Annotated in this window: 21 protein-coding genes and 1 pseudogene; 14 read left to right on the top strand and 8 right to left on the bottom strand. The window is 73.6% G+C overall.

Annotated elements, in window-relative coordinates:
* The first annotated feature begins 444 nt into the window (after window positions 1–444).
* Window positions 445–1632, top strand: coding sequence for a Cmx/CmrA family chloramphenicol efflux MFS transporter (locus AB0I42_RS34125; RefSeq protein WP_357543890.1), 1188 nt, complete (start codon window positions 445–447; stop codon window positions 1630–1632).
* Here the strand turns inward: AB0I42_RS34125 and AB0I42_RS34120 are convergent.
* From AB0I42_RS34120 to AB0I42_RS34105, 4 genes are all read right to left on the bottom strand, one after another.
* Window positions 1627–2403 (bottom strand): DinB family protein, encoded by a 777-nt coding sequence (locus AB0I42_RS34120; RefSeq protein ID WP_357543889.1) that lies wholly within the window; start codon window positions 2401–2403, stop codon window positions 1627–1629. The two genes, AB0I42_RS34125 and AB0I42_RS34120, sit on opposite strands and share 6 nt — an antisense overlap.
* Window positions 2404–2461: 58 nt before the next feature.
* On the bottom strand, window positions 2462–3028 hold the full coding sequence (locus tag AB0I42_RS34115) for a hypothetical protein (RefSeq protein ID WP_357543888.1): 567 nt from the start codon (window positions 3026–3028) through the stop codon (window positions 2462–2464).
* 198 nt (window positions 3029–3226) lie between these two features.
* Window positions 3227–4411: a macrolide family glycosyltransferase gene (locus AB0I42_RS34110; protein ID WP_357543887.1), complete on the bottom strand. Its 1185-nt coding sequence runs from the start codon at window positions 4409–4411 to the stop codon at window positions 3227–3229.
* Window positions 4412–4645: 234 nt separating this feature from the next.
* A complete protein-coding gene (locus AB0I42_RS34105; protein ID WP_357543886.1) occupies window positions 4646–5374 on the bottom strand; it encodes a helix-turn-helix domain-containing protein in 729 nt (242 codons plus the stop codon).
* Window positions 5375–5431: 57 nt separating this feature from the next.
* Here AB0I42_RS34105 and AB0I42_RS34100 point away from each other — a divergent pair, with 57 nt between their 5' ends.
* Window positions 5432–6112, top strand: a complete 681-nt coding sequence (locus AB0I42_RS34100; protein ID WP_357543885.1) for a hypothetical protein — start codon at window positions 5432–5434, stop codon at window positions 6110–6112.
* Between the two features lie 49 nt (window positions 6113–6161).
* Here the strand turns inward: AB0I42_RS34100 and AB0I42_RS34095 are convergent.
* Window positions 6162–6317, bottom strand: a pseudogene (locus tag AB0I42_RS34095) (alpha/beta hydrolase); the annotation flags it as partial.
* A gap of 4 nt (window positions 6318–6321) precedes the next feature.
* Here AB0I42_RS34095 and AB0I42_RS34090 point away from each other — a divergent pair.
* Complete coding sequence (locus AB0I42_RS34090; RefSeq protein ID WP_357543884.1) at window positions 6322–6666, top strand: TetR family transcriptional regulator C-terminal domain-containing protein; 345 nt, start codon at window positions 6322–6324, stop codon at window positions 6664–6666.
* Between the two features lie 192 nt (window positions 6667–6858).
* Window positions 6859–12318 (top strand): carboxyl transferase domain-containing protein, encoded by a 5460-nt coding sequence (locus tag AB0I42_RS34085; RefSeq protein ID WP_357543883.1) that lies wholly within the window; start codon window positions 6859–6861, stop codon window positions 12316–12318.
* Here AB0I42_RS34085 and AB0I42_RS34080 read toward each other — a convergent pair.
* A complete protein-coding gene (locus tag AB0I42_RS34080) occupies window positions 12315–12971 on the bottom strand; it encodes a transcriptional regulator (RefSeq protein WP_357543882.1) in 657 nt (218 codons plus the stop codon). The genes AB0I42_RS34085 and AB0I42_RS34080 overlap by 4 nt on opposite strands.
* Complete coding sequence (locus AB0I42_RS34075; protein WP_357543881.1) at window positions 12968–13363, bottom strand: DNA-binding protein; 396 nt, start codon at window positions 13361–13363, stop codon at window positions 12968–12970. The genes AB0I42_RS34080 and AB0I42_RS34075 overlap by 4 nt, the downstream gene beginning before the upstream one ends.
* A gap of 57 nt (window positions 13364–13420) precedes the next feature.
* Between AB0I42_RS34075 and AB0I42_RS34070 the strand changes: the two genes are divergently transcribed.
* On the top strand, window positions 13421–14635 hold the full coding sequence (locus tag AB0I42_RS34070; RefSeq protein WP_357543880.1) for a PEP/pyruvate-binding domain-containing protein: 1215 nt from the start codon (window positions 13421–13423) through the stop codon (window positions 14633–14635).
* A 96-nt stretch (window positions 14636–14731) separates the two neighbouring features.
* Window positions 14732–15370: a hypothetical protein gene (locus AB0I42_RS34065; RefSeq protein ID WP_357543879.1), complete on the top strand. Its 639-nt coding sequence runs from the start codon at window positions 14732–14734 to the stop codon at window positions 15368–15370.
* A 51-nt stretch (window positions 15371–15421) separates the two neighbouring features.
* On the opposite strand, the gene AB0I42_RS34060 is transcribed toward AB0I42_RS34065, so the two are convergent.
* Entirely contained in the window at window positions 15422–16588 is a 1167-nt protein-coding gene (locus AB0I42_RS34060) for a peptidoglycan recognition family protein (RefSeq protein ID WP_357543878.1), read from the bottom strand.
* Window positions 16589–16939: 351 nt separating this feature from the next.
* Between AB0I42_RS34060 and AB0I42_RS34055 the strand changes: the two genes are divergently transcribed.
* The 8 genes from AB0I42_RS34055 to AB0I42_RS34020 all read left to right on the top strand — a co-directional run bounded on the left by AB0I42_RS34055 (window position 16940) and on the right by AB0I42_RS34020 (window position 23383).
* Entirely contained in the window at window positions 16940–17590 is a 651-nt protein-coding gene (locus AB0I42_RS34055) for a hypothetical protein (protein WP_357543877.1), read from the top strand.
* 102 nt (window positions 17591–17692) lie between these two features.
* Entirely contained in the window at window positions 17693–18376 is a 684-nt protein-coding gene (locus AB0I42_RS34050) for an MOSC domain-containing protein (protein WP_357543876.1), read from the top strand.
* A gap of 33 nt (window positions 18377–18409) precedes the next feature.
* The gene (locus tag AB0I42_RS34045) at window positions 18410–19033 is read left to right on the top strand and encodes an L-threonylcarbamoyladenylate synthase (protein ID WP_357543875.1); all 624 of its coding nucleotides are present in this window, start codon (window positions 18410–18412) and stop codon (window positions 19031–19033) included.
* Between the two features lie 136 nt (window positions 19034–19169).
* A complete protein-coding gene (locus AB0I42_RS34040; RefSeq protein ID WP_357543874.1) occupies window positions 19170–19721 on the top strand; it encodes an RNA polymerase sigma factor in 552 nt (183 codons plus the stop codon).
* On the top strand, window positions 19718–20512 hold the full coding sequence (locus AB0I42_RS34035; protein WP_357543873.1) for a zf-HC2 domain-containing protein: 795 nt from the start codon (window positions 19718–19720) through the stop codon (window positions 20510–20512). Before AB0I42_RS34040 ends, AB0I42_RS34035 begins: the two co-directional genes overlap by 4 nt.
* A gap of 89 nt (window positions 20513–20601) precedes the next feature.
* Window positions 20602–21405 (top strand): ABC transporter ATP-binding protein, encoded by an 804-nt coding sequence (locus tag AB0I42_RS34030; RefSeq protein ID WP_357543872.1) that lies wholly within the window; start codon window positions 20602–20604, stop codon window positions 21403–21405.
* Complete coding sequence (locus tag AB0I42_RS34025) at window positions 21405–22772, top strand: hypothetical protein (protein ID WP_357543871.1); 1368 nt, start codon at window positions 21405–21407, stop codon at window positions 22770–22772. Before AB0I42_RS34030 ends, AB0I42_RS34025 begins: the two co-directional genes overlap by 1 nt.
* A complete protein-coding gene (locus AB0I42_RS34020) occupies window positions 22769–23383 on the top strand; it encodes a hypothetical protein (RefSeq protein WP_357543870.1) in 615 nt (204 codons plus the stop codon). Before AB0I42_RS34025 ends, AB0I42_RS34020 begins: the two co-directional genes overlap by 4 nt.
* Window positions 23384–23387: the final 4 nt, after the last annotated feature.

Raw genomic sequence — 23387 nt, 5'->3', positions numbered from 1 at the left:
GCCGACATCGTCGGCGTCAAGGCGAGCGACAACACCCTGATCCGGTGGACCGGGGACGGTGACGGCACCTTCGCCGCACCGGCCCAGATCGGCCATGGCTGGTCCACCCACCGCCTCGCCAACCACTGACCGCGGGTGCGTGAACTGTGCCGGCATGTCGATCCCGGACATGCCGGCACAGCCGCGCCCATGACCGGCCGTACCTCTGCGATGGCCACGGCCCGACGCCGGACCGCCCGGGCGCACCGGTGACGTAACATGGGCCGCATGTCGAGTCCTGAGGCATCCAGGGTGGGGGCTTTCGGTCACCCGTCAGCCCCCTGAACCACCGAAACCTCGACCCGCCGGCGCGGACCGCACCGGCGGGTGGCGTTCGGGGCCGGGCCCTGCCCACGCGGTGACCGAGATGACGTCCCACCATCTCTCGTCACCTCGGAGTACTCGATGCCTCTGCCGCTCTACCTGCTTGCCGTGGCCGTGTTCGCCATGGGCACCTCGGAGTTCATGCTCGCCGGCCTGGTGCCGGACATCGCCACCGACCTCGGCGTATCCGTCGCGACCGCGGGACTGCTGACATCGGCCTTCGCCGTCGGCATGATCGTCGGCGCGCCGCTCATGGCCGCCCTGGCCCGTACGTGGCCGCGCCGGATCAGTCTCCTGGGATTCCTGGGCGTGTTCCTCGCCGCGCACGTCGTCGGCGCGCTCACCGACAGCTTCCCGGTCCTGTTCGTCACCCGCGTCGTGGCGGCGTTCGCGAACGCCGGCTTTCTCGCGGTCGGGCTCACCGCCGCCGCCGACCTCGTTCCCGCCGACCGCAAGGGACGCGCCCTGTCGGTCCTGCTCGCCGGTACGACCGTCGCCACCGTCGTCGGCGTACCGGGCGGGGCACTGCTGGGTGCCCTCCACGGCTGGCGGGCGACGTTCTGGGCCGTCGCGTTGCTGGGGCTGCCCGCCGCGCTCGCGGTGGTGCGGGGCATCCCCGCCGGCCCCGGCCGCACCGGCGACCCGGGCGGCCCGTTCCTGCGACACGAACTGACGCGGCTGCGGCGACCACGACTGGTCGTGGTCCTGCTGCTCGGTGCGCTGGTCAACGCCGCCACCTTCGCCACCTTCGCCTTCCTGGCCCCGGTCGTCACCGACGTCGCCGGGCTGGGGCCACTGTGGATCTCGACCGTGCTGGCCCTGTTCGGTCTGGGCTGCTTCGCCGGTGTCACGGTCGCCGGCCGGTTCGCCGACCGGCACCCCGGTGTCGTGGTCGCCGTCGGCGGCCCACTCCTGCTCGGTGGCTGGATCACACTCGGCCTCACCGCCGACGTACCGGTGGCCCTGCTCGGCCTCGCGTTCACCCAGGGGGCGCTGTCGTTCGCGGTCGGCAGCACCCTGATCACCCGGGTGCTCTACGAGGCCACCGGCGCCCCGACGATGGCCGGCTCCTATGCCACCGCCGCCCTCAACGTGGGAGCCGCCGCCGGGCCCGCGATCGCGGCGGCGACGCTCACCGCCGGTGCCGGCCGGTCGGGACCGGTGTGGGCCAGCGTCGCCCTGGTCGCACTCGCGCTTGTCCTCGCTCTCCGGTTCCGTCGCGTCGTCGGGGGCGGCACCGGGGAACTCCACCGCGACGAAGCGTTATGAGTCGCGCGCCTCGAGCGCGGCGAGGTCCCGTTCGGCGTAGAGCCGGTGTTCCCATTCCTCGTTGAGGACGATCAGCAGGCATTCCCGCACCGGAAAACTGTCCGGCGGCGGCCACCCCGGTGCCACCACCGGCCGGGTGTGGCCGTCGAGCGTTTCGTCGGTGAGGCCGTCGACGACCTCGCGGACGGTGGACATCCGGTCGCGGCGCAGTTCGAGGACGCTGTCCGGCGAGGGGCGTGCGGCCCGGTCCCTGGGGATTCCCGCCGTGTCCGGCATCTCGTCCCAGGGCAGGCCCAGCGGATCCCACGGGGCCGGGTCGCCGAGAATGGCCCTCCTGACCCACGCGTCGGTGGCGAACACGAGGTGGCGCAGGGTTTCGACGAAGGACCACTCGCCGTCGACGGACTCGTGCAACAGGTCGGGGTCGAGACGTCGGGCCCGTGCGACGGTGCCGGCCCAGAGCCGCTCGACGGTGTCCCACGCCTGCCGGAAGCCGGCGGCCGTGGTCGGGCGCATCTTGGCCCGGTCCGGGTACCGCCGGTCCAGTTCGGCGTCGATCAGCGGCCCGACGTCGACGCCGTTGACCGTCAGGTTCGCGATCTCGCCGTAGATGTCGACGTCGACCAGTTCGACGCCGCGCATCACCACGCCGGTCATCGCCACGCCGCGCAGGCTCGCACCGCTCAGGTCACTGGCGAGGATCCGCGCGCCGCTGAGGTTCACCCGCTCGAACCGCGAACCCCTGAGATCATCGCCGATGAATTCCGTCATGCCGCGACACTAGCGGCGTTCGCGCTCGCCGGTGTGGCGGTTCGTCCCGCCGCGTGGGTCAGCACATGACGACACCGCTGGACTGGTAGAACCACTGGAGGGTGGCGATCGACAGCGCCTCCCGGTGCCAGTACCGGAACGTGTACGTGAAGACGAGGGACGATCGCACGTACGCGACGCGCTGGCCGACGAACCGCTCGGTGCTCCCCACCGGTAGGTGGATGTCACCGGGACTGGTGCATGCCTGGGTGCCGGTCCCGCTGGTCGCGGTGATCGTCGTGGTGGAGATCAGCGAGTCGCCGGAGCACCTGGCCACCAGGCTCCGCTGGTAGTAGAGGTTCGACGTGGCGCTCACCTCCTGCACCATCCAGTAGCGGTAGGTGTAGCCGCCGTTGGACCGGTTGCCGATGCGTGACCAGGTCAGGGCGAGCGGCCGGCCGATGCCCGGCGGCTCGCTGAATCCGTCGGCCCAGCACAGGGGGTCGCGGGCCTGCGTGGTCGGTTGGGCCGACGCGGGAGTCACCACCAGCGTGGGTGCGGCGAGGCCGAGTACGAGACCGAGGGCGAGGAGCACCGCCCGCAGCCGGTGGAAGTGGAGCGTGGGCAGGGTGCGATCAGCGGCCATGGCCATCTCTCCGTTCGTGCGCCGACACGCGTGGTCGCGCGGTCGAGGTAACGGCGAGCATAGAGGGTGTTCGATGTATTGTGGTCGGGTGTCGTTGATCTGGCAGCGGGCCACCGGTAGCGGCTCTGGTCGGCGGTGCCGGCGGCGCCCACGGCGCCGCCGGACCTCCCGCCACCTACCGGCGGCCCCGCACCGTGCTCAGCGCCCGGGAAGGAACGCCTCCACCGCGTCCGCCGCGTGCCGCAGGCCGCCGTTCGCCCGTACCTCGGCCCGGACCTCGGCCAGGCGGTGCCGCAGCCGCGGGTCGTCGGCGACCGCGTCGACCGCCGCGCGCAGCGTCCGCGCGGTGACCTCCTCGGCCGGCAGCCGCCGGCCGACCCCGGCCTCGACCAGCCGGTCGGCGTTGGCGAACTGGTCCACCGCCTGCGGGATCGCGACCGTGGGTACGCCGAACCAGAGCGCCTCGGTGCAGCCGCCCATGCCGGCGTGGGTGACGAAGGCCGACGCGTGGGCCAGGACCGCCAGCTGCGGTACGCGGCGGTGCGCCTCGACGTTGTCCGGCAGCGGCCCCAGGTCGGCCGGGTCGACCTTGTCGCCGATGGCCATGACCACGTGCCACGGCGAGTCGGCGAACCCGTCCAGGCAGGCCCGGTAGACCGGCAACTGGTCGTTGTACGCCGTGCCGAAGGAGACCAGCAGGACCCGGCGCCCGCTGTCCGGCGGCGCCCAGCCCGGTTCGGCGAGCCGGGCCGGGTCGAGGCACGGGCCGACGAACCGTACCCGGTGCTCCGGCACCCGGTCGGCGTTCGGCTGCATCACCCGTGGGATGAGCGCCAGCACGTGGGCCGGTTGGTTCAGGAACGTCCGCGCGTCCTCGTGGATGCCGTTGTCGGCCAGCCACCTGTCGAAGGTGGCGTAGTAGTTCCGTCCGGACTCCGAGGCGGCCAGGGCGGTGATGAACTCCGCCATGTCCTCCTCGTAGCCGTCCCAGGCGACCATCGCGGGCGACAGTTGCACCGCCGGTACGTCGTAGCGGGCGCCCAGCAGCGGTCCGGGCAGCCCGCCGATGTCGTAGAGCACGAGGTCCGGACGGTCGGTGTCGTAGCGGGCGGTCAGGCGCGGTAGCACGGCGATGCCCTCGTCGAGGAAGACCCGCATCGCCGTACCGGGGTCTTCCGGCCAGGCGGTGTCGCCCTGCGGCAGGATCGACGGGTGGGCGACCGGCTCCGCCCCGGTCGGCGTGACCAGGCCGGTGAGTGGCTCGCCGACCGCGTACGTGACCCGGTGCCCGCGGTCGACCAGTTCCCGGATCAGGCCCAGGGACGGGTAGACGTGGCTGGGCGTGGTGCTGCCGACCATGGCGACATGAGCTGTTTTACGCATGTGAAGGAGTCCTGTCGAGTCGGAGGAAAGATGCCGTCCGGCGGCGACACGACGTGGACCGACCCGGGCCTCCCGCTTCGCGCGGGGGCTCAGCCGGGTCGGCCGAAAGCCGGTCGATGGACGACCGGCACGGCGCGCCGCCTCAGGCGGAACGCAGGCGCATGAACTGAATGATCATGCGCGGAATGCTAGTGGACCCGACCCGGCCCAACAAGTCGGTAACCGGTCGCTCCGTCATGCGTCGATGGCGGGTTCGGCCACGGGCCGCACCGGCACCTCCAGGACGGTGGCGCTGGCGCCGTCGGCGTCGACCAGCCGTTCCTCCAGCGTGGGGCCGGTGACCGCCAGACGGTTGCGGTGCAGCCAGTCGAAGAGGTCCTGCCCGGCGCGGACCACGCCGTGCCCGGGTGGCACGACGACGCGTACCACGTCCCGACCGGGCAGGGTGAGACTCTCACCCCCGCGACCGGTTGCCACGGCCGCGGCGAAGCCACCGGCCGGATGCCCGGTCAGCCAGGTCAGCAGGACCGTCGAGGGGGTGGGGCAGAGCGTGGCCAGCTCGGCCGGGTGGCCGACCCGCAGACGGCGGACGTTCAGGCGGCGCGCGGCCACCCGGGACCGCCGGGGCAGGATCGGGGTGTCGGCGGCGAGCCGGTCCTCGGCGGCGGCCATGGTCTCGGTCAGGCTGGCGATGTCCCTCCGCAGGGCGTCCACCGTCTCGGTCAGCGCCTGCCGGAGCTGGTCGTCGGGCGCGTCCAGCAGGTCGGTGATCTGGCGCAGCGACAGGCCGAGGCGGCGCAGTCCGCGGATGCGCTCCAGTCGGGCCAGCTCCGGCACGCCGTACCACCGGTAACCCGTGGCCCGGTCCACGGCCGCCGGCACCAGCAATCCGATGCTGTCGTAGTGACGCAGGGTGCGGTCGGAAACCCCCGTCATGGTCGCCAACTGCCCGATGCGCCACACGTCGTCCTCCTCGCGGCTTGACCTTCGCCCTACGTCAGGGTTCTAGCGTCGGCGGCCATGACGTCCACCCACCACAGTGCACCGGCCGTACGACTGACCGGTCTCCTGCTGTTGACCTCGTTGACCACCATGGTCGCCGCCGCCGTCATCGTCGTGCCATCCGGACTGACCCTGAATCCGGCCGACCCGGCCGCCACGCTCGCCGCGGTGAACGCCCGTCCCGGGCTGCACCTGCTCGAGTTGGGCCTCGACGTGATCGGCTGGCTCGCGCTGACCGGGGCCGGCCTCCTGATGGCCGCCCGCACGCGGGTGACCGGCCCGCACCTCGCGCTGCTGCCCGCCGGGCTGCTGGCCGCCGCAGGGCTGGCGGGACTGCTGCACGACGCCGGAAACCTGGCGTTGACCCAGCTCGCCGCCGACCCCGGCGACCCGGCGGCGATCACCGTGGCCAGGGCGGTGATGCTCGTCGCCAAGTGGATGGTCAACCTGGCCGGGCTGCTCTGGGTCGCCGCCGTCGCGTCCGCCACGTTCTTCACCACGTTGCCCGCCGGACTCCGCCGTGCCGGCGCGGTCGCCGCGCTGTCGGGTCTCGCCGCGGTCGTCCTGCCGTGGACCACCGGAACGGCCGGCCCATCGCCGATGCTGGAGCAGGTCGGCTACGTCCTGCACCTTCCGGTCATGATCTGGTACGGCGTGCTCGGCTGGCGGGAACTGGGCGGGCGGACGTACGTCTCCTGACCTTTCCCGGCGCCGGACCCGACCACGGTCGGGTCCGGCGCCGGCCGGCTCACCGCGCGGACATCGGGGCGACGACCGGTTCGACGGCGGCGCAGCGGGTTCCGTCGCGGGGCACGGTCAGGTCGATCAGGTACGCGTCGGTGGCGTCGCGGGTGCAGTCGCTCCGGTCGTAGACGCCGTGGCCCCAGCCCTCGTACGTCAGCAGACCCGTGGCATTCCGCCGGGTCCCGCACCGGGAGAACGTCGCCTACCTGGAATACCTCATGCGCGCCCGCACGGTGCCGCACCTGCGGGCCGAGATCTCCCGGACGCAGGCCGCGGGTGAACAGATCATCGGTGAACTCGTGCGCGCCGCCCTGGCCGGCACCGACGCGTCCGACGAGGACATCCGGCTGGAGACCACCACGGTCACCGCGATGCTCAACGGTCTCGCGCTGACCGACGCCTACGCCACCCGCCCGCTCGACGAACACGACGTACGGCGGATCGTCGCCCGCATGCTCGACCGGCTCCGCCGGGCCTACCCGGCGCGGAGCCGGCGCCCGGGCGGGTGACTCCGCGTCGCCGCCCCGTCCAGCGATCGGGTGGCCACGTGCCGGCCTTTGGATGTTTCCTACAACGGAAGCTGAGAAGTGTGCAGTGTTTGCGACATGGCGCTGCCAGCTCGTAGACGGAAGGGTGAAACACTGCCGGGGGCCGCAGTGTCGCGGCACGCACATCGTCGGTCTACAGAAGGGCTCGCTCGGGTGTTCAACCGCGTCGCCATCGTCAACCGTGGTGAGGCCGCGATGCGCCTCATCCACGCCGTCCGCGAGCTGGCCGCGGAGACCGGGACCCGGATCGAGACAGTGGCCCTGCACACCGACGTCGACCGCACCGCCACCTTCGTACGCGAGGCCGACATCGCCTACGACCTCGGCCCCGCGTCCGCGCGCCCGTACCTCGACCTGAAGGTCCTGGAGCGCGCCCTGGTCGAGACCGGCGCCGACGCCGCCTGGGTCGGCTGGGGCTTCGTCGCGGAGGACCCGGCGTTCGCCGAGCTGTGCGAGCGGGTCGGGGTCACCTTCGTCGGGCCGAGCCCGGACGCCATGCGCAAGCTCGGCGACAAGATCGGCGCGAAGCTGATCGCCGAGGAGGTCGGCGTACCGGTCGCCCCCTGGAGCCGCGGCGCGGTCGAGAGCGTCGAGGCCGCCCTGGCGGCGGCGGCCGACATCGGCTACCCGCTGATGCTGAAGGCGACCGCGGGCGGCGGCGGGCGCGGCATCCGCGTGATCAACAACGCGGCCGAACTCGCCGACGCCTACGAGCGCACCAGCCAGGAGGCCGCCCGCGCGTTCGGCAGCGGCGTGGTGTTCCTGGAACGGCTGGTCACCGGCGCCCGGCACGTCGAGGTCCAGGTCATCGCCGACGGCCAGGGCACCGCGTGGGCGCTCGGCGTCCGTGACTGCTCCGTACAGCGGCGCAACCAGAAGGTCATCGAGGAGTCGTCGTCGCCGGTGCTCGGCCCGGAGCAGACCGCCGAACTCAAGGCGTCCGCCGAACGGCTGGCCGTCGCGGTCGGCTACCGCGGCGCGGCGACCGTCGAGTTCCTCTACCACCCCGGCGACCGGCTGTTCGCCTTCCTCGAGGTCAACACCCGGCTCCAGGTCGAGCACCCGATCACCGAGGCAACCACCGGGTTCGACCTGGTCAAGGCGCAACTGCGGGTGGCGTCCGGCGGTCGCCTCGAAGGCCGGCCGCCGGTGGAGCGGGGGCACGCCATCGAGGCCCGGCTCAACGCCGAGGACCCCGACCGCGACTTCGCGCCCTCCCCGGGCCGCATCGCCCGGCTCGACCTGCCCGCCGGGCCCGGCATCCGCGTCGACACCGGGGTCAGCGAGGGCGACACCATCCCCGGCGACTTCGACTCGATGATCGCGAAGATCATCGCGTACGGCCACGACCGCGACGAGGCACTCGGCCGGCTACGGCGCGCGATGGCACAGACCACGGTGATCATCGAGGGCGGCGCGACGAACAAGAGCTTCGTGCTCGACCTGCTCGACCAGCCCGAGGTGATCGACGCCAGCGCCGACACCGGCTGGATCGACCGCGTACGCGGCGAGGGCCGGCTCGTCTCGCACCGGCACTCCGCCGTCGCGCTGGCCGCCGCCGCCATCGAGGCGTACGAGGAGGAGGAACGCGTCGAGCGGCAGCGGCTGCTGTCCACCGCCTTCGGCGGGCGCCCGCAGGTGCGGCACTCCAGCGGCCGCCCCCTGGACCTCAAGCTGCGCGGCGCCGGATACCGGGTACGCGTCGCCCGGATCGGCGCCCACCGGTTCCGGGTCGGCATCGAGGCCGGCGACGACGTCCGCACCGCCGACGTCGAACTCGACCGCTTCGACCGGCACACCGGCCAGACCGTCGTCAACGGCACCCGCTACCGCCTGCTCACCAGCACCTACGGGCCGGTCCACCTGGTCGAGGTGGACGGCGTCACGCACCGGGTCAGCCGCGACGAGGGTGGCGTCATCCGCTCGTCCATGCCCGCCCTGGTCGTCGCCACGCCGCTGGAGGTCGGGGCGGAGGTCGAGGCGGGCGCACCGGTGCTGGTGCTGGAGAGCATGAAGATGGAGACGGTGCTGCGGGCGCCGTTCAAGGCACGGCTGAAGGAATGTGTCGTCTCCGTCGGCAGCCAGGTGGAGACCGGCGCCCCACTGCTGCGCCTGGAGCCGCTCGCCGACGCCGAGGCCGAGGAGACCTCGACCACCGGCTCCGTCGAACTCGATCTGCCCGCCACCCCCGAGCGGATCCCGGCCCGCGAGCGCGCCGGCCGGGGCCGGGAAGACCTGCGCAGCCTGCTGCTCGGCTTCGACGTCGACCCGCACGACGACCGCCGGGTGCTCGACGACTACCTCGTCGCGCGCCGGGCGGCCACCGACGACGGCCACCGGCCGCTGGCCGAGGAACTCGAACTCCTCGACGTCTTCGCCGACCTCGCCGAGCTGAGCCGGAACCGGCCGGCGGGCGAGGACGGCGGCGACGACAGCCACGTGCACAGCGCCCGCGAATACTTCCACACCTACCTGCAGAGCCTCGACGTCGAACGGGCCGGGGTGCCGGAGAGGTTCCAGACCAAGCTCGCCAAGGCGCTCGGGCACTACGGCGTCGCCGAACTGGAGCGCTGCCCGGACCTCGAAGCCGCGGTCTTCCGGATCTTCCTCGCCCAGCAGCGCGCGGCCGCCGACGCCACCGTCGTGGCGACGCTGCTGCGGGCCTGGCTGCGCGAGCCGCCGCCGGACGAGACGCTGCGCGAGCCGGCCGGTCTCGCGCTGGAGCGGCTGGTCGCCGCGACCCAGGTGCGCTTCCCGGTGATCGCCGACCTGGCCCGCGGCGTGGTCTTCGCCTGGTTCGGCCAGCCGCTGCTGCGCCGCAACCGCGCCCTCGTCTACGCCGGTGTCCGCCGGCACCTGCGCCACCTCGACGCCCACCCGGACTCGGCCGACCGGGCCGAACGCGTCGCCGAGATGGTACGCAGCACCGAGCCGCTGGTCCGGCTGCTCGGCCAGCGGCTTGCCCGCGCCGACCTGGACAACTCGGTCATGCTGGAGGTGCTGACCCGGCGCTACTACGGCAACAAGGGACTCACCAGCGTCCGCACCAGGCAGGTCGCCGGCTGCGCGTTCGTGGTCGCCGAACGCGCCGGCTCGTCCGTGGTCTCCGCGGCGGTGAGCTACGAGGCGCTCGGCAGCGCGCTGCACGGGCTCGCCGAACTGGCGGGCGGCGAGGACGCCATCGACGCCGACATCTACCTCGCCTGGGAGAACCAGCCCACCGACTCCGAGGCGATGGCGGGCACGCTGCACGACGTCGTCAGCGCACACCCGCTGCCCGAACAGGTCCGCCGGCTCACCGTCGCCGTCGCCGGCCGCAGCGGCACCGTGATGCACCAGCACTTCACGTTCCGCCCCTCGACCACCGGGATGGCCGAGGAACGGCTGATCCGCGGCCTGCACCCCTACATCGCGCAGCGGATGCGGATGGAGCGGCTGAGCAAGTTCGACCTCACCCGGCTGCCGTCCTCCGACGAGGAGGTCTACCTCTTCCAGTGCGTGGCGCGCGGCAACCCGTCCGACGACCGGCTGGTCGCGTTCGCCCAGGTACGCGACCTGACCGAACTGCGCGAGCACGACGGTCGGCTGGTCGCCCTGCCCACCGCCGAGGACACCATCGCCACCTGCCTCGACTCGATCCGCCGCGCCCAGGCGCGACGGCCGTCGAAGAACCGCTTCAACACCAACCGCATCGTCCTCTACGTCTGGCCGCCGAGCGACATCACCCGCGCCGAGCTGGAGATGATCGCCGGGCGGGTGCTGCCGACGACCGCCGGCGCCGGACTGGAGGAGATCGAGTTCATCGCGCGGCAGCGCGACCCGCAGACCGGTGAGCTGGTCCCGATCGCGATGCGGATCTCCTTCCACGCCACCGGCGGCACCACCCTGACCGTCGGCGAGCCGTCGGACGAACCGGTCGAGCCGCTCGACGGCTACCGGCAGAAGGTGCTGCGGGCCAGCAGCCGCAACGCGGTCTACCCGTACGAGCTGACCGGCCTGCTCGGCGACTTCGTCGAACACGACCTCGACGACGACCATGCGCTGGTGCCGGTCGACCGGCCGAAGGGCCGCAACACCGCGGCCATCGTCGCCGGCGTCGTCACCACGCCGACCCGGCGACACCCGCAGGGCCTCACCAGGGTCGTGCTGCTCGGCGACCCGACGAAGTCGCTCGGCGCGCTGTCCGAACCGGAGTGCCGCCGGGTGATCGCCGCCCTCGACCTGGCCGAGCGGATGCGGGTGCCGCTGGAGTGGTACGCGCTGTCCGCCGGCGCCCGGATCTCCATGGAGTCGGGCACCGAGAACATGGACTGGGTGGCGGCGGCACTCAAGCGGATCGTCGAGTTCACCCAGGACGGCGGCGAGATCAACATCGTGGTCGCCGGGATCACCGTCGGCGCCCAGCCGTACTGGAACGCCGAGGCGACGATGCTGATGCACACCCGGGGCATCCTGGTGATGACGCCGGACTCGGCGATGGTGCTCACCGGCAAGCAGTCGCTCGACTTCTCCGGCGGGGTGTCGGCCGAGGACAACTTCGGCATCGGCGGCTACGACCGGGTGATGGGTCCCAACGGGCAGGCGCAGTACTGGGCGCCGAACCTCGGCGCCGCGCGCGACCTGCTGATGTCGTACTACGACCACACGTACGTCGCACCCGGCGAGACGGCGCCGCGCCGGTCGGTGACCACCGACCCCGTCGACCGCGACGTCTCCGACTTCCCGCACACCGTCGACGGCAGCGACTTCACCACCGTCGGCGAGATCTTCTCCGCCGCGGCCAACCCGGACCGCAAGAAGCCGTTCGACATCCGTACGGTGATGCGGGCCCTGTCCGACCAGGACCACCCGGTGCTGGAACGCTGGGCGGGCATGGCCGACGCGGACACGGCGGTGGTGCAGGACGTGCACCTCGGCGGCATGCCGGTGTGCCTGCTCGGCATCGAGTCCCGGGCGGTGCCGCGGCGCGGCTTCCCGCCCACCGACGGCCCGGACACCTACACCGCCGGCACCCTCTTCCCGCAGTCGTCGAAGAAGGCCGCGCGGGCGATCAACGCGGCCAGCGGCAACCGGCCACTGGTGGTGCTGGCAAACCTGTCCGGCTTCGACGGCTCACCGGAGTCGATGCGCAAGCTCCAGCTCGAGTACGGCGCCGAGATCGGGCGCGCGATCGTGAACTTCCGTGGGCCCATCGTGTTCTGCGTGATCTCGCGGTACCACGGCGGCGCGTTCGTGGTGTTCTCCAAGGCGCTGAACCCGAACATGACCGTGCTGGCGCTGGAGGGCTCGTTCGCCTCGGTGCTCGGCGGCGCCCCCGCCGCCGCGGTGGTGTTCGCCGGCGACGTCAACGCGCGCACCGCGGCCGACCCGCGCGTACGTGATCTGGAGGCCCGGGCCGCGGCCGCCTCCGGCGCCGACCGGGCCGCGTTGACCGCGGAACTCGACGAACTCCGGTCGTCGGTCCGGGCCGAGAAGCTCGGCGAGGTGGCCACGGAGTTCGACCGCGTGCACGACATCCGGCGTGCGGTCGAGGTCGGCTCGGTCGACGCCGTCATCCGCGCCGCCGAACTCCGGCCCCGCATCATCGAGGCCATCGAGACCCGCCTGCACTAACGGAGGCGGGCGACGGCGTCAGCCTCCTTGCCACGGTCGATTCCGAGCGTGGCAAGGAGGTCCTCGTGCAGTTCGAACCACACCCGGTGGCAGGAGTCGACGTCGGTCCGGTCGACCCAGGCCACCTCGCCGGCGCGGGCGCGGGTCAGCGCGGCGGAGAAGCGCGTGTCGTAGCCGTGGAACCGGGCGAGGATCACCCCGAGCCGGTCGACGACGGCGGTGAGCGCGCGGTCCACGATGGCGAGTTCGTGGAGGACGCCGGCGTCCCACTCCGGGTCGGTGTGGTCGTTGGCGGCGAGCGGATCGTCCGGCGTCGGCCGCAGTTGCCAGTCGGTGCAGGCGCGGCGCAGGAGGCCGTTCAGGGGGAGGAAGTCGCGGTGCACCCGGCGTACGGCCTCCGCTTCGCCGGTGTGCGCGAGTTCGGCCGCGAGCCGGCGTTCGTTCTCGGCGCGTCCCGCCTCGGTGAGTGACCAGCCGTACGTGCCGGCGAAGCCGGTGTGCGTGACCCGGCCGTGTGCCTCGTGGTCGCGCAGCGACTCCTCGGTCGTGCGCGGGTCGAGCCGGAACCGGGACGCGAGCGCCGGTGCGTCGGCGAAGCCCCGGAGCCGCACCGCGTGCAGCACGAGCAGGTCCGGCGGGGAGTGGTGGGTCATGATGCCGAGTCCTGCCTGGTCGTGAGGCGACCGTACCGCTGCTGGCACGCCTGGGGTGAGCCGAGCCCCATCGTCTCGGCCATCTCGGCCCAGGTCAGGCCAGCGGTGCGGGCCGCGAACAGCAGACCGGCCTCGAGTTGGTCGACCTCGGCCCGCGCGGCGGGCAGGAGGGCGAGCGCGGCCAGGATGCCCTCCCGGGAAAGGTCCGACGACCGCCAGAGGGCGAACTGCGCGAGATCGACCGCGGACGCCGGCACGGGCGGGGGACGCCACGGGCGCGGTGCGAGGGCGTCCGCGCCCAGGTCGAGGAGGCGGTCGCGGGCCTCCCGCTCGCGTTGGGCCAGGCGCTGGTCGGCGCGGGCGGCGTCTCCGGTGTCCTGCTTGCGTGGCATGCCGTGACCCTGCATCATCAACGTCCTATTGTCAACATTGTGTTGAAGAGGTGGGAGATGCTCGTACCCCTCGCGGACGCGACGGTCGACACCTGCGGCGGCAAGGCGGGCACGCTCGGCGCGCTCATCCGCGCCGGCCTGCCGGTGCCGCCCGGCGTCGTCGTGCCCCGCGCGGCCTACCGTGCCGCCACCCGCGACCTCGACCTCGCGCGGCTCGCCGCCGGGCAGGGCTTCGCCGCTGCCCGGCGGGCCGTGGCGGCCACGCCGATGCCGCCCAACCTCCCCGACCTGCTGGCCCACGCGCTCGCCACCCTCGGCCACCCGCCGGTGGCGGTGCGGTCGTCGGCCACGAACGAGGACACGGCCACGGCATCCGCGGCCGGCCGGCACGACAGCTTCCTCGCCGTGCGCGGTGCGCCGGCCGTGACGGACGCCGTACGCGCCTGCTGGGCGTCGCTGTGGTCGCCGCGCGCCGCCGCCTACCGGTCCACCGACGACACCGCATCCCCGGAGATGGCGGTGATCGTCCAGCGGCACCTGGACGCGGGGGTGTCGGGTGTCATGTTCACCCCCGATCCCGCGCACCCCGGCCCGACCGTGATCGAGGCGTCGTGGGGGCTCGGCCCGAGCATCGTCGAAGGCCGCGTCACACCGGACACGTACCGGGTGGACGCGCGGGACACCGTCGCCCGTTCCGTCGCCGACAAGCGGACCCGCCTCGACCGGCACGAGGACCGGGTCGCCGTACGCGAGGTCCCGGCCGGCGCCCGGAACCGGCCGGTCCTCGACGACGCTGCCGCCGTACGACTCGCCCGGCTCGGCCGTACCGTGGCCGCGCTGCTCGGCGGCGCGCAGGACATCGAGTGGGCGGCCGTCGGGGACACGATCTGGCTGCTCCAGGCGCGCCCGGTGACCGCCACGCCACCTCCCGCACCACCGGCCGCCCCGGCACCGACCGGCTCGCTGGCCGGCACGCCCGGCAGCCGGGGTACGGCCACCGGCCCGGCCCGGATCGTCCGCGGGCCCGGCGACTTCGGGCGGGTACGCCCCGGCGACATCCTCGTCTGCCGTTTCACCGACCCGGCCTGGACACCCCTGCTCCGGATCGTGGCCGCCGTCGTGACCGAGACCGGCGGGGCACTGTCCCACGCGGCGATCGTCGCCCGCGAACAGGGCATCCCCGCCGTGCTCGGAGTGCCCGGCGCGATGGACCGGCTGCCGGACGGGGCGACCGTCACCGTCGACGGGGCCACCGGCACCGTACGGCCGTGACCGCCCCGGCGGGACGCGCATCCGGGGGAACCCCGGGGCCCATTCCCGGGTTTCCTCCGATGGCCGCCCGGCACGCCGGCTGTGACGATCGGACCCGTGGTGAAACGCTGGCGTCAACTAACCGTCTGGCTGCACACCCTGACCTCGGTCGGCTGGATGGCGCAGGCCATGACCCTGTGCGTGCTGCTCGCGGTCGGTCTCGCGGCGGACGACGTCGCGGTCCGCGACGCCGCGACGTCCATGGCGCACCGGATCGACGGCCGGCTGCTCGCCCCGATGGCCGGGGTGTCGGCCTGCACCGGCATCGTCCTCGCGGCCGCCACCCCCTGGGGTTTCTTCGTCCACTGGTGGGTGCTGACCAAGTTCACCATCAGCATGGTCCAGGTGTATCTCGGCATCTTCGTGCTGTCACCGGCGCTGACGACCTCGCTCACCGCCGGTCCTACGCCGGCGCCGGTCGTCGGGACCGCGCTGATGGCGGGCGCGATCGCGTTCCAGGGCTGGCTGTCGGTGCGCAAACCATGGGGTACGGTCCGCGGCGGCCGCCGGCCCGGCGCGTCGACCGGACCGGCGTGGATCTTCGTCGCCACCGTCCTGGGTGGACTCGCCGAGCTGACGATCGCACTCGTCCTCGGCCACCCGCTCCCGCTGCCGTCCATCATCCTGATCATCGTGGTGCTGTCGTGCCGGCGGCGCTGGTCGGGCTCCCGGCGGGCGAGGCCGGCACCGGCGTGAGCCGGGCGGCCCGCCCGCCCTGCCGACCGTCGGCCACCGGTCAGCGCCGGGTCACCGGCCGAGCAGGTCGGCGACGTCGCGGCGTACGGAGGCGAGCGTCGGATGGAACGCGTCACCCGGGCACTCGGTGGCACCGGCACCGAGTGCCGCCCAGTCGCGGTGCCCGGAGATCACGTCGGTCACGCCGGCGAGGTTGTTGACCGGATTGACGTACCGGGTACGGCCGGCGGCGTCCAGTTCGCAGACGTACGACAGCAGGGCCAGCACCTTCACCAGCGAGTCGCGGGCCGCCGGGGTGGGCTGCCGGGCGGTGAAGCGGCCCAGCAGCACCACGCCGACGTTGCCGGCGTTGAACTGCCCGACGTGCGCCCCGTTGGACATCTGCGGCCTGCCGTCGGGGGACGGGGCCGGGCCGAAGACGGGCAGCCCGTCGGCGCCGGACACCCGCCCCTCGTAGACCCGGCCGGCCTCGTCGACCAGCAGGTGGTAGCCGATGTCGCCGTACCCGTCGTAGACCGTGTCGGTGTGGTAGATCGCGCGGACGGTCGCGGCCGGATCGGGGTCGTCGTTGTGCTCGTACACCCCGGTGTGGTGCACCGTCAGCGTCTGCACCGGATAGTAGGCCGGCACCCACAGTTCGTTGCCCCCGGCGTCGAAGCGCAGCGACTCGTCGGCACCCCACGCCGCCCGCGACAGGTATGCCGGCACCGGGCAGTCCCGCCGCCGGCTCCGCGCCCCCCGGCCCCGGCGGCCCGTCTCCGGCGGCATCCGGTCGGTCGCGGCGGCGGCGACCGGCCCGGCCGGCCCGTCGACCGTGTTCAGTTCGGTGACGGTCGCCGGGCTGCCGTCGCTGGTCTGCACCTCGTATCCGGTGACGTCGGGTGCGACGAGCAGCCCGCGCCGTACGGCGGTCGCCGGCCGGTCGTCGCGCCCCGCCGCGCACGAGTCGAGCGGTAGCCAGTCGCCCCAGCCGGACCGGTCCCGCAGGCGAACCGCGGCCGCCGCCGTCGTGGCGACCGACAGGTGGGTCAGGGTGAACTCCGCCGCGTCCGTACGTGTCCGGCTCGCGATTCCCGTGCGCCGGCGCGCGAGCGTGCGGGGGATGCGCCGTGGGCGCGCGGCCGGCTCGGCCGCGTGGGCACCCGTGCCGGCCATTCCGACCAACGCGGTCGCCCCCAGACCGGTCGCGCCGGCCAGAAGAGAACGTCGTGACAACACCGTGCCGAACCTCCCCGATAGTTCCCGCCGAACGGCCGTCCATCCAGGACGGACGCTCGCTTCACAGGTTGTGCGATGGCGATACTGATCGGACCGGGCGTACCGCATGACGCACGCCCGCTGTACCCGGAGCCCGTGGCCGCGAATCAGGATGTTCGCCGCCGATGCGGCGAATTCTTCTGTGGACTCACGCTACCAGCGGCTCGCGTCGCGTTGGGTAGCATCGCCGGGCGATTCCGACGTGATCGTGACCGGGCGGCATGCCTTCGCGCCGCACGGGTATGTCGGTCGATGTCGGCGCAGGCGCGACGGCCGGGCCGGCCGGGCACGATGGGGAGAGGAGCTTTGAGCATGTCGGTGAACAGATGGCTCGCTGGTGCGGGGCTGATGGTGCTGGCCGCGGCGGCGGGGGGCTGTGGCGCGGGTACGACCCCGGACGCCTCGGGCACGCCGGCGCCGACCGGCGCCCCGACCTCCACCGCCGCCCCGGCGGAGACCTCCACGTCACCGTCCGCGCCGGCGGCGACCGCCACCCCGGCCGTCCTGTCCGGCACCCGTCAGGTCACGATCGTGCGGGTCGACGCGTTCGAGTCGGGTGTGTCGCTGAGCGACGAGGGACGCCTGACCGAGGCCGTCGACGACAGCGGACGGCAGTTGTTCGTGCCGACCCCGCTGGACGGCGGGCTGTACCTGATCAAGGCGTACTACGGCCGCAGTCACGGCTCCGGGCCGGGTGAGGCGGTCTGCTGGCAGGTACGCAACCCGCGCAACACCCAGCCGCTCTCGGTCGAGGGAGCCGCCTGCAAGCAGGACGAGCCGGGCCAGCAGTTCGAGATCACCACCACCGGTGGTGGTGACACGCCGACGTTCCAGATCAGCAACCGTGGGGCGCTCCTGCGGGGCTCGGCGCAGCACGGCCTGATCCTGGAGGAGTTGGGTGACGCGCCACCGGCGGACAGCTTCCGGCTGGTCGACAACGGGCCCGCGCCCGCCGGTGGGTGACCGGCCGGTTTTCCCCGGCCCTCTATGCCGATGCCGTCGGCCGTAGGAGGCTTGTGGGGGTGACCGGGCACGGTTGCCGGCCGGGACGGGAAGGGGTGGCGGATGCGGCTCGTGCAGTTGTGGCGGTATCCGGTGAAGTCGGTGGGCGGCGAGTCGCTGGACGCGGCCGAAGTCGGCCTCAGCGGGATCGAGGGCGACCGGGGCATCGGCGTACGGGACGAGCGGAACGAGTTCACCTGGGCGGGGGCGGTGCCGGCGCTCATGCAGGTCCGGGCGGTCACCGCCGGGCCGGGGGTGGCCGAACTGACGCTTCCGGACGGTCAGCGGTTCCGTTCCGACGCGCCGGACGCCGGCCGCCGGCTCAGCGCTGCGGTCGGGGCCGACGTCACCCTGGCCGGACACGGTCCGCACCAGCCCGAGCGGGCACTGCACGTGATGACGACGACCACGCTGCGCAGCCTCGCCTCGGCGTTGCCGGACAGCGCGCTCGATGTTTCCCGGTTCCGGCCCAACCTGGTGCTCGACGACGTGCCGGACGACGGTGCGACCGGCTACCCCGAACACGGCTGGGTCGGTCGCACCATGGCGATCGGGACCCTGCGACTGCGCTTCACCGAACTGTGCGACCGGTGCGTGATGATCACCAAGGAGACACCGACCGTTCCGCACGACCGCGCCGTGCTGCGCTGGGTCGCCCGTGAGCTGGGCAACGACCTCGGCGTGAACGCGGCGGTCGAGACCCCCGGCCGGGTCCGCGTCGGGGACCGGGCCCGCTGGCTCGACTGATCCGCGACCGCCGCCACCCCTAAGCTTTCGCGTATGGCGAAGTACTTCGACGTGCACCCCGACGACCCGCAGCCCCGCACGATGGGCCAGGTCGCCGACCTCGTACGCCGCGACGGGCTGATCGCCTACCCGACGGACTCCTGCTTCGCCCTCGGCTGCCGGCTGGGCAACAAGGACGGCATGGACCGGATCAGGGAGATCCGCCGCGTCGACAGCGGCCACCACCTCACCCTGGTCTGCCGCGACTTCGCGCAGCTCGGCCAGTTCGTGCACCTCGGCAACGCGGTGTTCCGTGCGGTGAAGGCGGCCACCCCCGGCAGCTACACGTTCATCCTGCCGGCCACCAGGGAGGTGCCGCGCCGGCTGCTGCACCCCCGCAAGAAGACCGTCGGCGTACGCATTCCCGCGCACCCGGTCGCCCAGGCACTCCTCGACGAACTCGGCGAGCCGCTGCTGTCGAGCACCCTCGTCCTGCCCGGCGACGACGAGCCGATGACCCAGGGCTGGGAGATCAAGGAACGCCTCGACCACGCGATCGACGCGGTCGTCGACTCCGGCGACTGCGGCACCGTACCGACCACCGTGGTCGACTTCTCCGACGGCGAACCCGAGATCGTCCGGGTCGGCGCGGGCGACCCGGCCCGGTTCGCCCAGTGACACGGTCCGGAGCGGGCCGCGTCCGGTCGGGGACGGCTCGGCGGCGGCCGTAGGCCGGTCGACCCGGTAGCGTCGATGTGACGGGTGTCACAGGCGAGGGAGAACCGGGGCGGGGGTGCGCGTCGTCTTGCCTGATGTGAGACGAAGCCTGGCGGAAGTCGACGAGGGTGAGCTGCTGCGCCGCATCGCGCGTCGCGACCGGCGTGCCTTCGACGAGTTGTACCGGCGCACCTCGCCCTGGCTGACCGTACGGCTCCGGCGGCGCTGCGCCGACCCGGACGTGGTCGCCGACGTGCTCCAGGAGACCTACCTGGCGGTGTGGCGGTCGGCCGGCAGCCAGGCCCACGCGTCGGCCGGGGGCAGCGCGCTGGGCTGGCTGTGGACGATCGCCGCCCACCGGCTCGTCGACGCGTTCCGCCACCGGGCCCGGCAGCAGCGCGTGCCGGCGGTGCCGACCTTCGAGACCGTGGCGCCGGCCGCCGAGGAGGAGGCGCTCGCCGGCGGAATCGACGCCGACCTGGAACAGGCCCTGCTGGCGTTGCCGCCGGAACTGCGTCAGGTGCTGCGCGCGATGGTCCTCGACGGCCTGACCACCCGCGAGACCTCGCTGCTGCTCGGCATGCCGGAAGGGACCGTGAAGACCCGCGCACGGCGGGCCCGGATCGCACTGCGGAGGGCGCTGTCATGACCACCCACCCGACACCCGCCCTGATCTCCCGTTACGCCGCGGGCGCCGACGGCGTCGACGACGCGACCGTGTGGGCGGTCGAGGCGCACCTGGAGTCCTGCGCCGCCTGCCGGGCCCTGCTGACCGAGGCCGTCGACCCGGGAACCCGCGACCTGCTGGACCGGGTCGCCGACGGTATCGCGGCCGGGATCACCGCCGGACCGGCCCCGGCACCCCGCCGGCGGCTGCGTCGCACCGGCGTCGCCGTACGGGTACTGCCCTGGCTGGCCGTGGCGGCCGGGCTGGTGCTGGCCGCGGTCCTCTTCGAGCTGACCTTCCACAGCCTGCCGTCGCTGGTGCTGCTGGTCGCGCCGGTGGCGCCGCTGCTGCCGGTGGCGGCGGCGTGGAGCCGGCGTACCGATCCCGCCTGGGAGCTGCTGGCGACCGTGCCGCGCGCCGGGTTGTGGCTGTTGCTGCGCCGTACGCTGGCGGTCCTCGCGGCGGTCGTCCCGATCCTGGCGGTGGCGGGCTGGTGGACCGGGCACTCGCCGGCCCTGTGGTTGCTGCCCTGTCTGGCCTTCACCGCCGGCAGCCTGGCCCTCGGCGGCCTGGTACGGGTCGACCGGGCCGCGCTCGCCCTGGTGGCCCTCTGGTCCGGGGCGGTGGTGATCCCGAGTCTGGCCGGCGACCGGCTGCCGGCCGTCCTGTCGGCCGGCAGTTGGCCCGGATGGGTCGCGGTCACCGTGGTGCTGGTGGCCGTGGTGGCCTTCCGGGCCGCCGACCACCGCCGGCTGGGTGCCGGACAGATCTGATCCGGCCCACGCGCCACGGCACCGGGCCGGGCCGGCCGAACCGACGACACACCGGTGGCATGTCGTGCCACCCGACGAACGGAGAACCCATGATGCGCGCCGTCAGCGCGGCAGAGATCGCACCGACCACCCACGCGTGGGCGGTGCACGCCGAGAAGCTGGTCGTCCGGGCCGGGCGGCACCTGGCGGTCAACGGGCTGGACCTGGCGCTCGACACCGGCGTCCACGGGCTGCTCGGCCCCAACGGCGCCGGCAAGACGACGCTGATGCGGGCCCTGGCCACGGTGGTCAAACCCGCCGGTGGGCGGCTGAGCGTGCTCGGCGTCGACGTCACCGGCCGGGGCGACCTGCGCCGGATGCGGCGCGGCCTCGGCTACCTGCCGCAGCACTTCGGGTTCTACCCGCGGTTCACCGTGCGGGAGTTCGTCGAGTACATGGCCTGGCTCAAGGAGATGCCGAAGAGCGACATCCCCGGCGCGGTGCAGCGGGCCATCGACCGGGTCGGCCTCACCGACCGCGCCGACTCGCGGTTGAAGACACTGTCGGGCGGCATGCTGCGCCGGGCCGGTATCGCCCAGGCGATCGTCAACGACCCGCGGGTGCTGCTGCTCGACGAACCCACCGTCGGCCTCGACCCCGAGCAGCGTCTCGACTTCCGCGAGCTGCTGCGCGACATCGGGTCGGACAGCTGCGTCCTGGTCTCGACCCACCTGGTCGAGGACGTCGCGGCGGCCTGCACCGACGTGGTGCTGGTCAACGCGGGACGGCTGGTGTGGCAGGGCACCACGGCGGAGCTGGCCGGCCGGGGCGGCGCCGACGCCGCCGGGGACAGCGCCACCGAACGCGGCTACTCGGCGCTGCTGCGCGCCCACCGCGGGCAGGTGTCGGCCTGATGGGACGCGTACTCCGGATCGAACTGCGCCGCTCGGCCGCGGTCGGCGTGGCACTGCTCGCGCTCGTGATCGGCGCCGGGCTGCTGGTGTCGTACACCGAGGGCTTCTCGGGCCGCTGGATGCAACTGGCGGTGTCCGGCCGGGGAATGTTGCTGGCGTTGTGGCCACTGGCCCTCGCCGGCGGCGCGTGGCTCGGGCGGCGGGACGCCCGTAGCCGGGTCGGCGAGCTGTTCGCCAGCACCGGCCGGCCACGGTGGCAGCGGGTCCTGCCGACCGCCGCCGCGCTCGCGGTCGCGCTGGTGGCCGCGTACACCCTGATATTCGTCGTCGGGATGGTCTGGGTGGTGCCGACGGCCGGCTACTTCCCGGCCGCCTCGGTCGCCGTCACCGCGGTCGGGGCCCTGTCGCTGGTCGCCGCCGGCTGGGTGGGCATGGCCGTCGGTCGGGCCGTACCCAGGCTGGTGACCGCGCCGGCCCTCGCCGTGGCCGGGGTCGCCGTGGCCGGGCTGCTGCCGGACTGGATGACCGTCAACGCGGTCGTGGCGGGCCGGCCCGCACCGGCGGCGCTGCTGCTCAGCCCGGTCTACGCCAGCGGCCTGGACGACTTCCAGACGGTCGCGGCGCGGGTCAACCTGACCCAGACGCTGTGGCTGGCCGCCCTCGCCGCCACCGGGCTGCTCCTGCTGGGCGCGGCCCGCCGCCGCGGCATCGCCCTGGCCGTGCTCCCGGCGCTGCTCGGCGGCGCGGTGGCGCTGCCGCTGATGCCCACCGGCGGCTACCGGGCCTACGATCCGGGCGCGGCCGAACTAGTCTGCGACGACGTCGGCCCGCAGGTCTGCGTGGCCCGGGTGCACGCCGCCCTGCTGCCCGACGTCGCCGGCCCGGCCCGGCAGGCGCTGGCGATGATGTCGGCGAAACTGCCCGGGGCGCCGACCCGGGCGGTCGAGGACCGGCGGGTCGAGTCCTGGGCGCGGTCGGGCGAGGCCCCGGCACCGGACCCGCGCCCGGCCGACACGCTCGTCTTCGAGGCCCCGGTGATCGGGCCCGGCGGCCGCGCCGACCTGTCCGGCGACTATTTCCTGCCACACCTGCTCGAGGCGGCCTGGCGGCAGGACTGCGGCGACGGGCCCGACGACAGCGACACCCGGTTCGGCCGGGTCGTCGCCACCGCCTGGCTGGCCGGCGAACCGCCCGCCCCGCAGGACTGGTGGACCCCCGAGGAGCGGGCCGGCGTGGCCGGCGCCTACCAGGCGCTGGTCGGGTTGCCGCCGGCCGAGCAGCAACGGCGGATGGCGGCGGCCCGCGACGACGCGCTCGCCTGCCGGGACGACGGCCTGCGGTCGCTCATGGGCGAGGACGTTCCGTGAGGTGGCTCCGGTTGTACCTGCGCTCCCGCCGGGTCGGCCTCGCCCTGGCCATCTCGACCGCGACGGCCGCGCTGGTGTGGCTTCTGGTGCTGGTCTACTCCGACGCCGGGACCATCGACACCCGGGGGGTGAGCCTGACCGTGATGCTCGCGGTGGCCGCGTTCGCCGCGACCCTCGGCGGCGCCGACGACGCCCTGGACCACACCGCCTCGATCAACTGGCCGGTCCGGCGGGCCGCGCATCTGCTGCTCGCCGCCGCCGCGATCGTCGCACCGCTGCTGCTCACCACGGTCACCGACGTACGGTTCGCGCCGCTGGAAGTCGTGTTGCGCAACACCGCGGGCCTGCTCGGCCTTACCGCCCTGGGCGCCGCGCTGCTCGGCGCCGCCCGCTCCTGGATCGCCCCGCTGACCTGGACCCTCACCTCGGTCCTGCCGTTCCTGGGGCCCAGCACGAAGCCGGCGACGCAGGTGGCCGGCTGGCTGGTCCAGCCCGCCGGCACCACGGCCGCCACCGCCTTTGCCGCCGTCCTGGCGGTGACCGGACTGGTCGCGTACACGGTGTGGGGCTGCCCCCGGCGCCCCGCCGCCGAAACCGCCCCCGACCGCTGACGAA

Source organism: Polymorphospora sp. NPDC050346, from assembly GCF_040655695.1.
GTDB classification, from domain to species: Bacteria; Actinomycetota; Actinomycetes; order Mycobacteriales; family Micromonosporaceae; genus Polymorphospora; species Polymorphospora lycopeni.
This window is presented reverse-complemented; position numbering and strand designations above follow the sequence as displayed.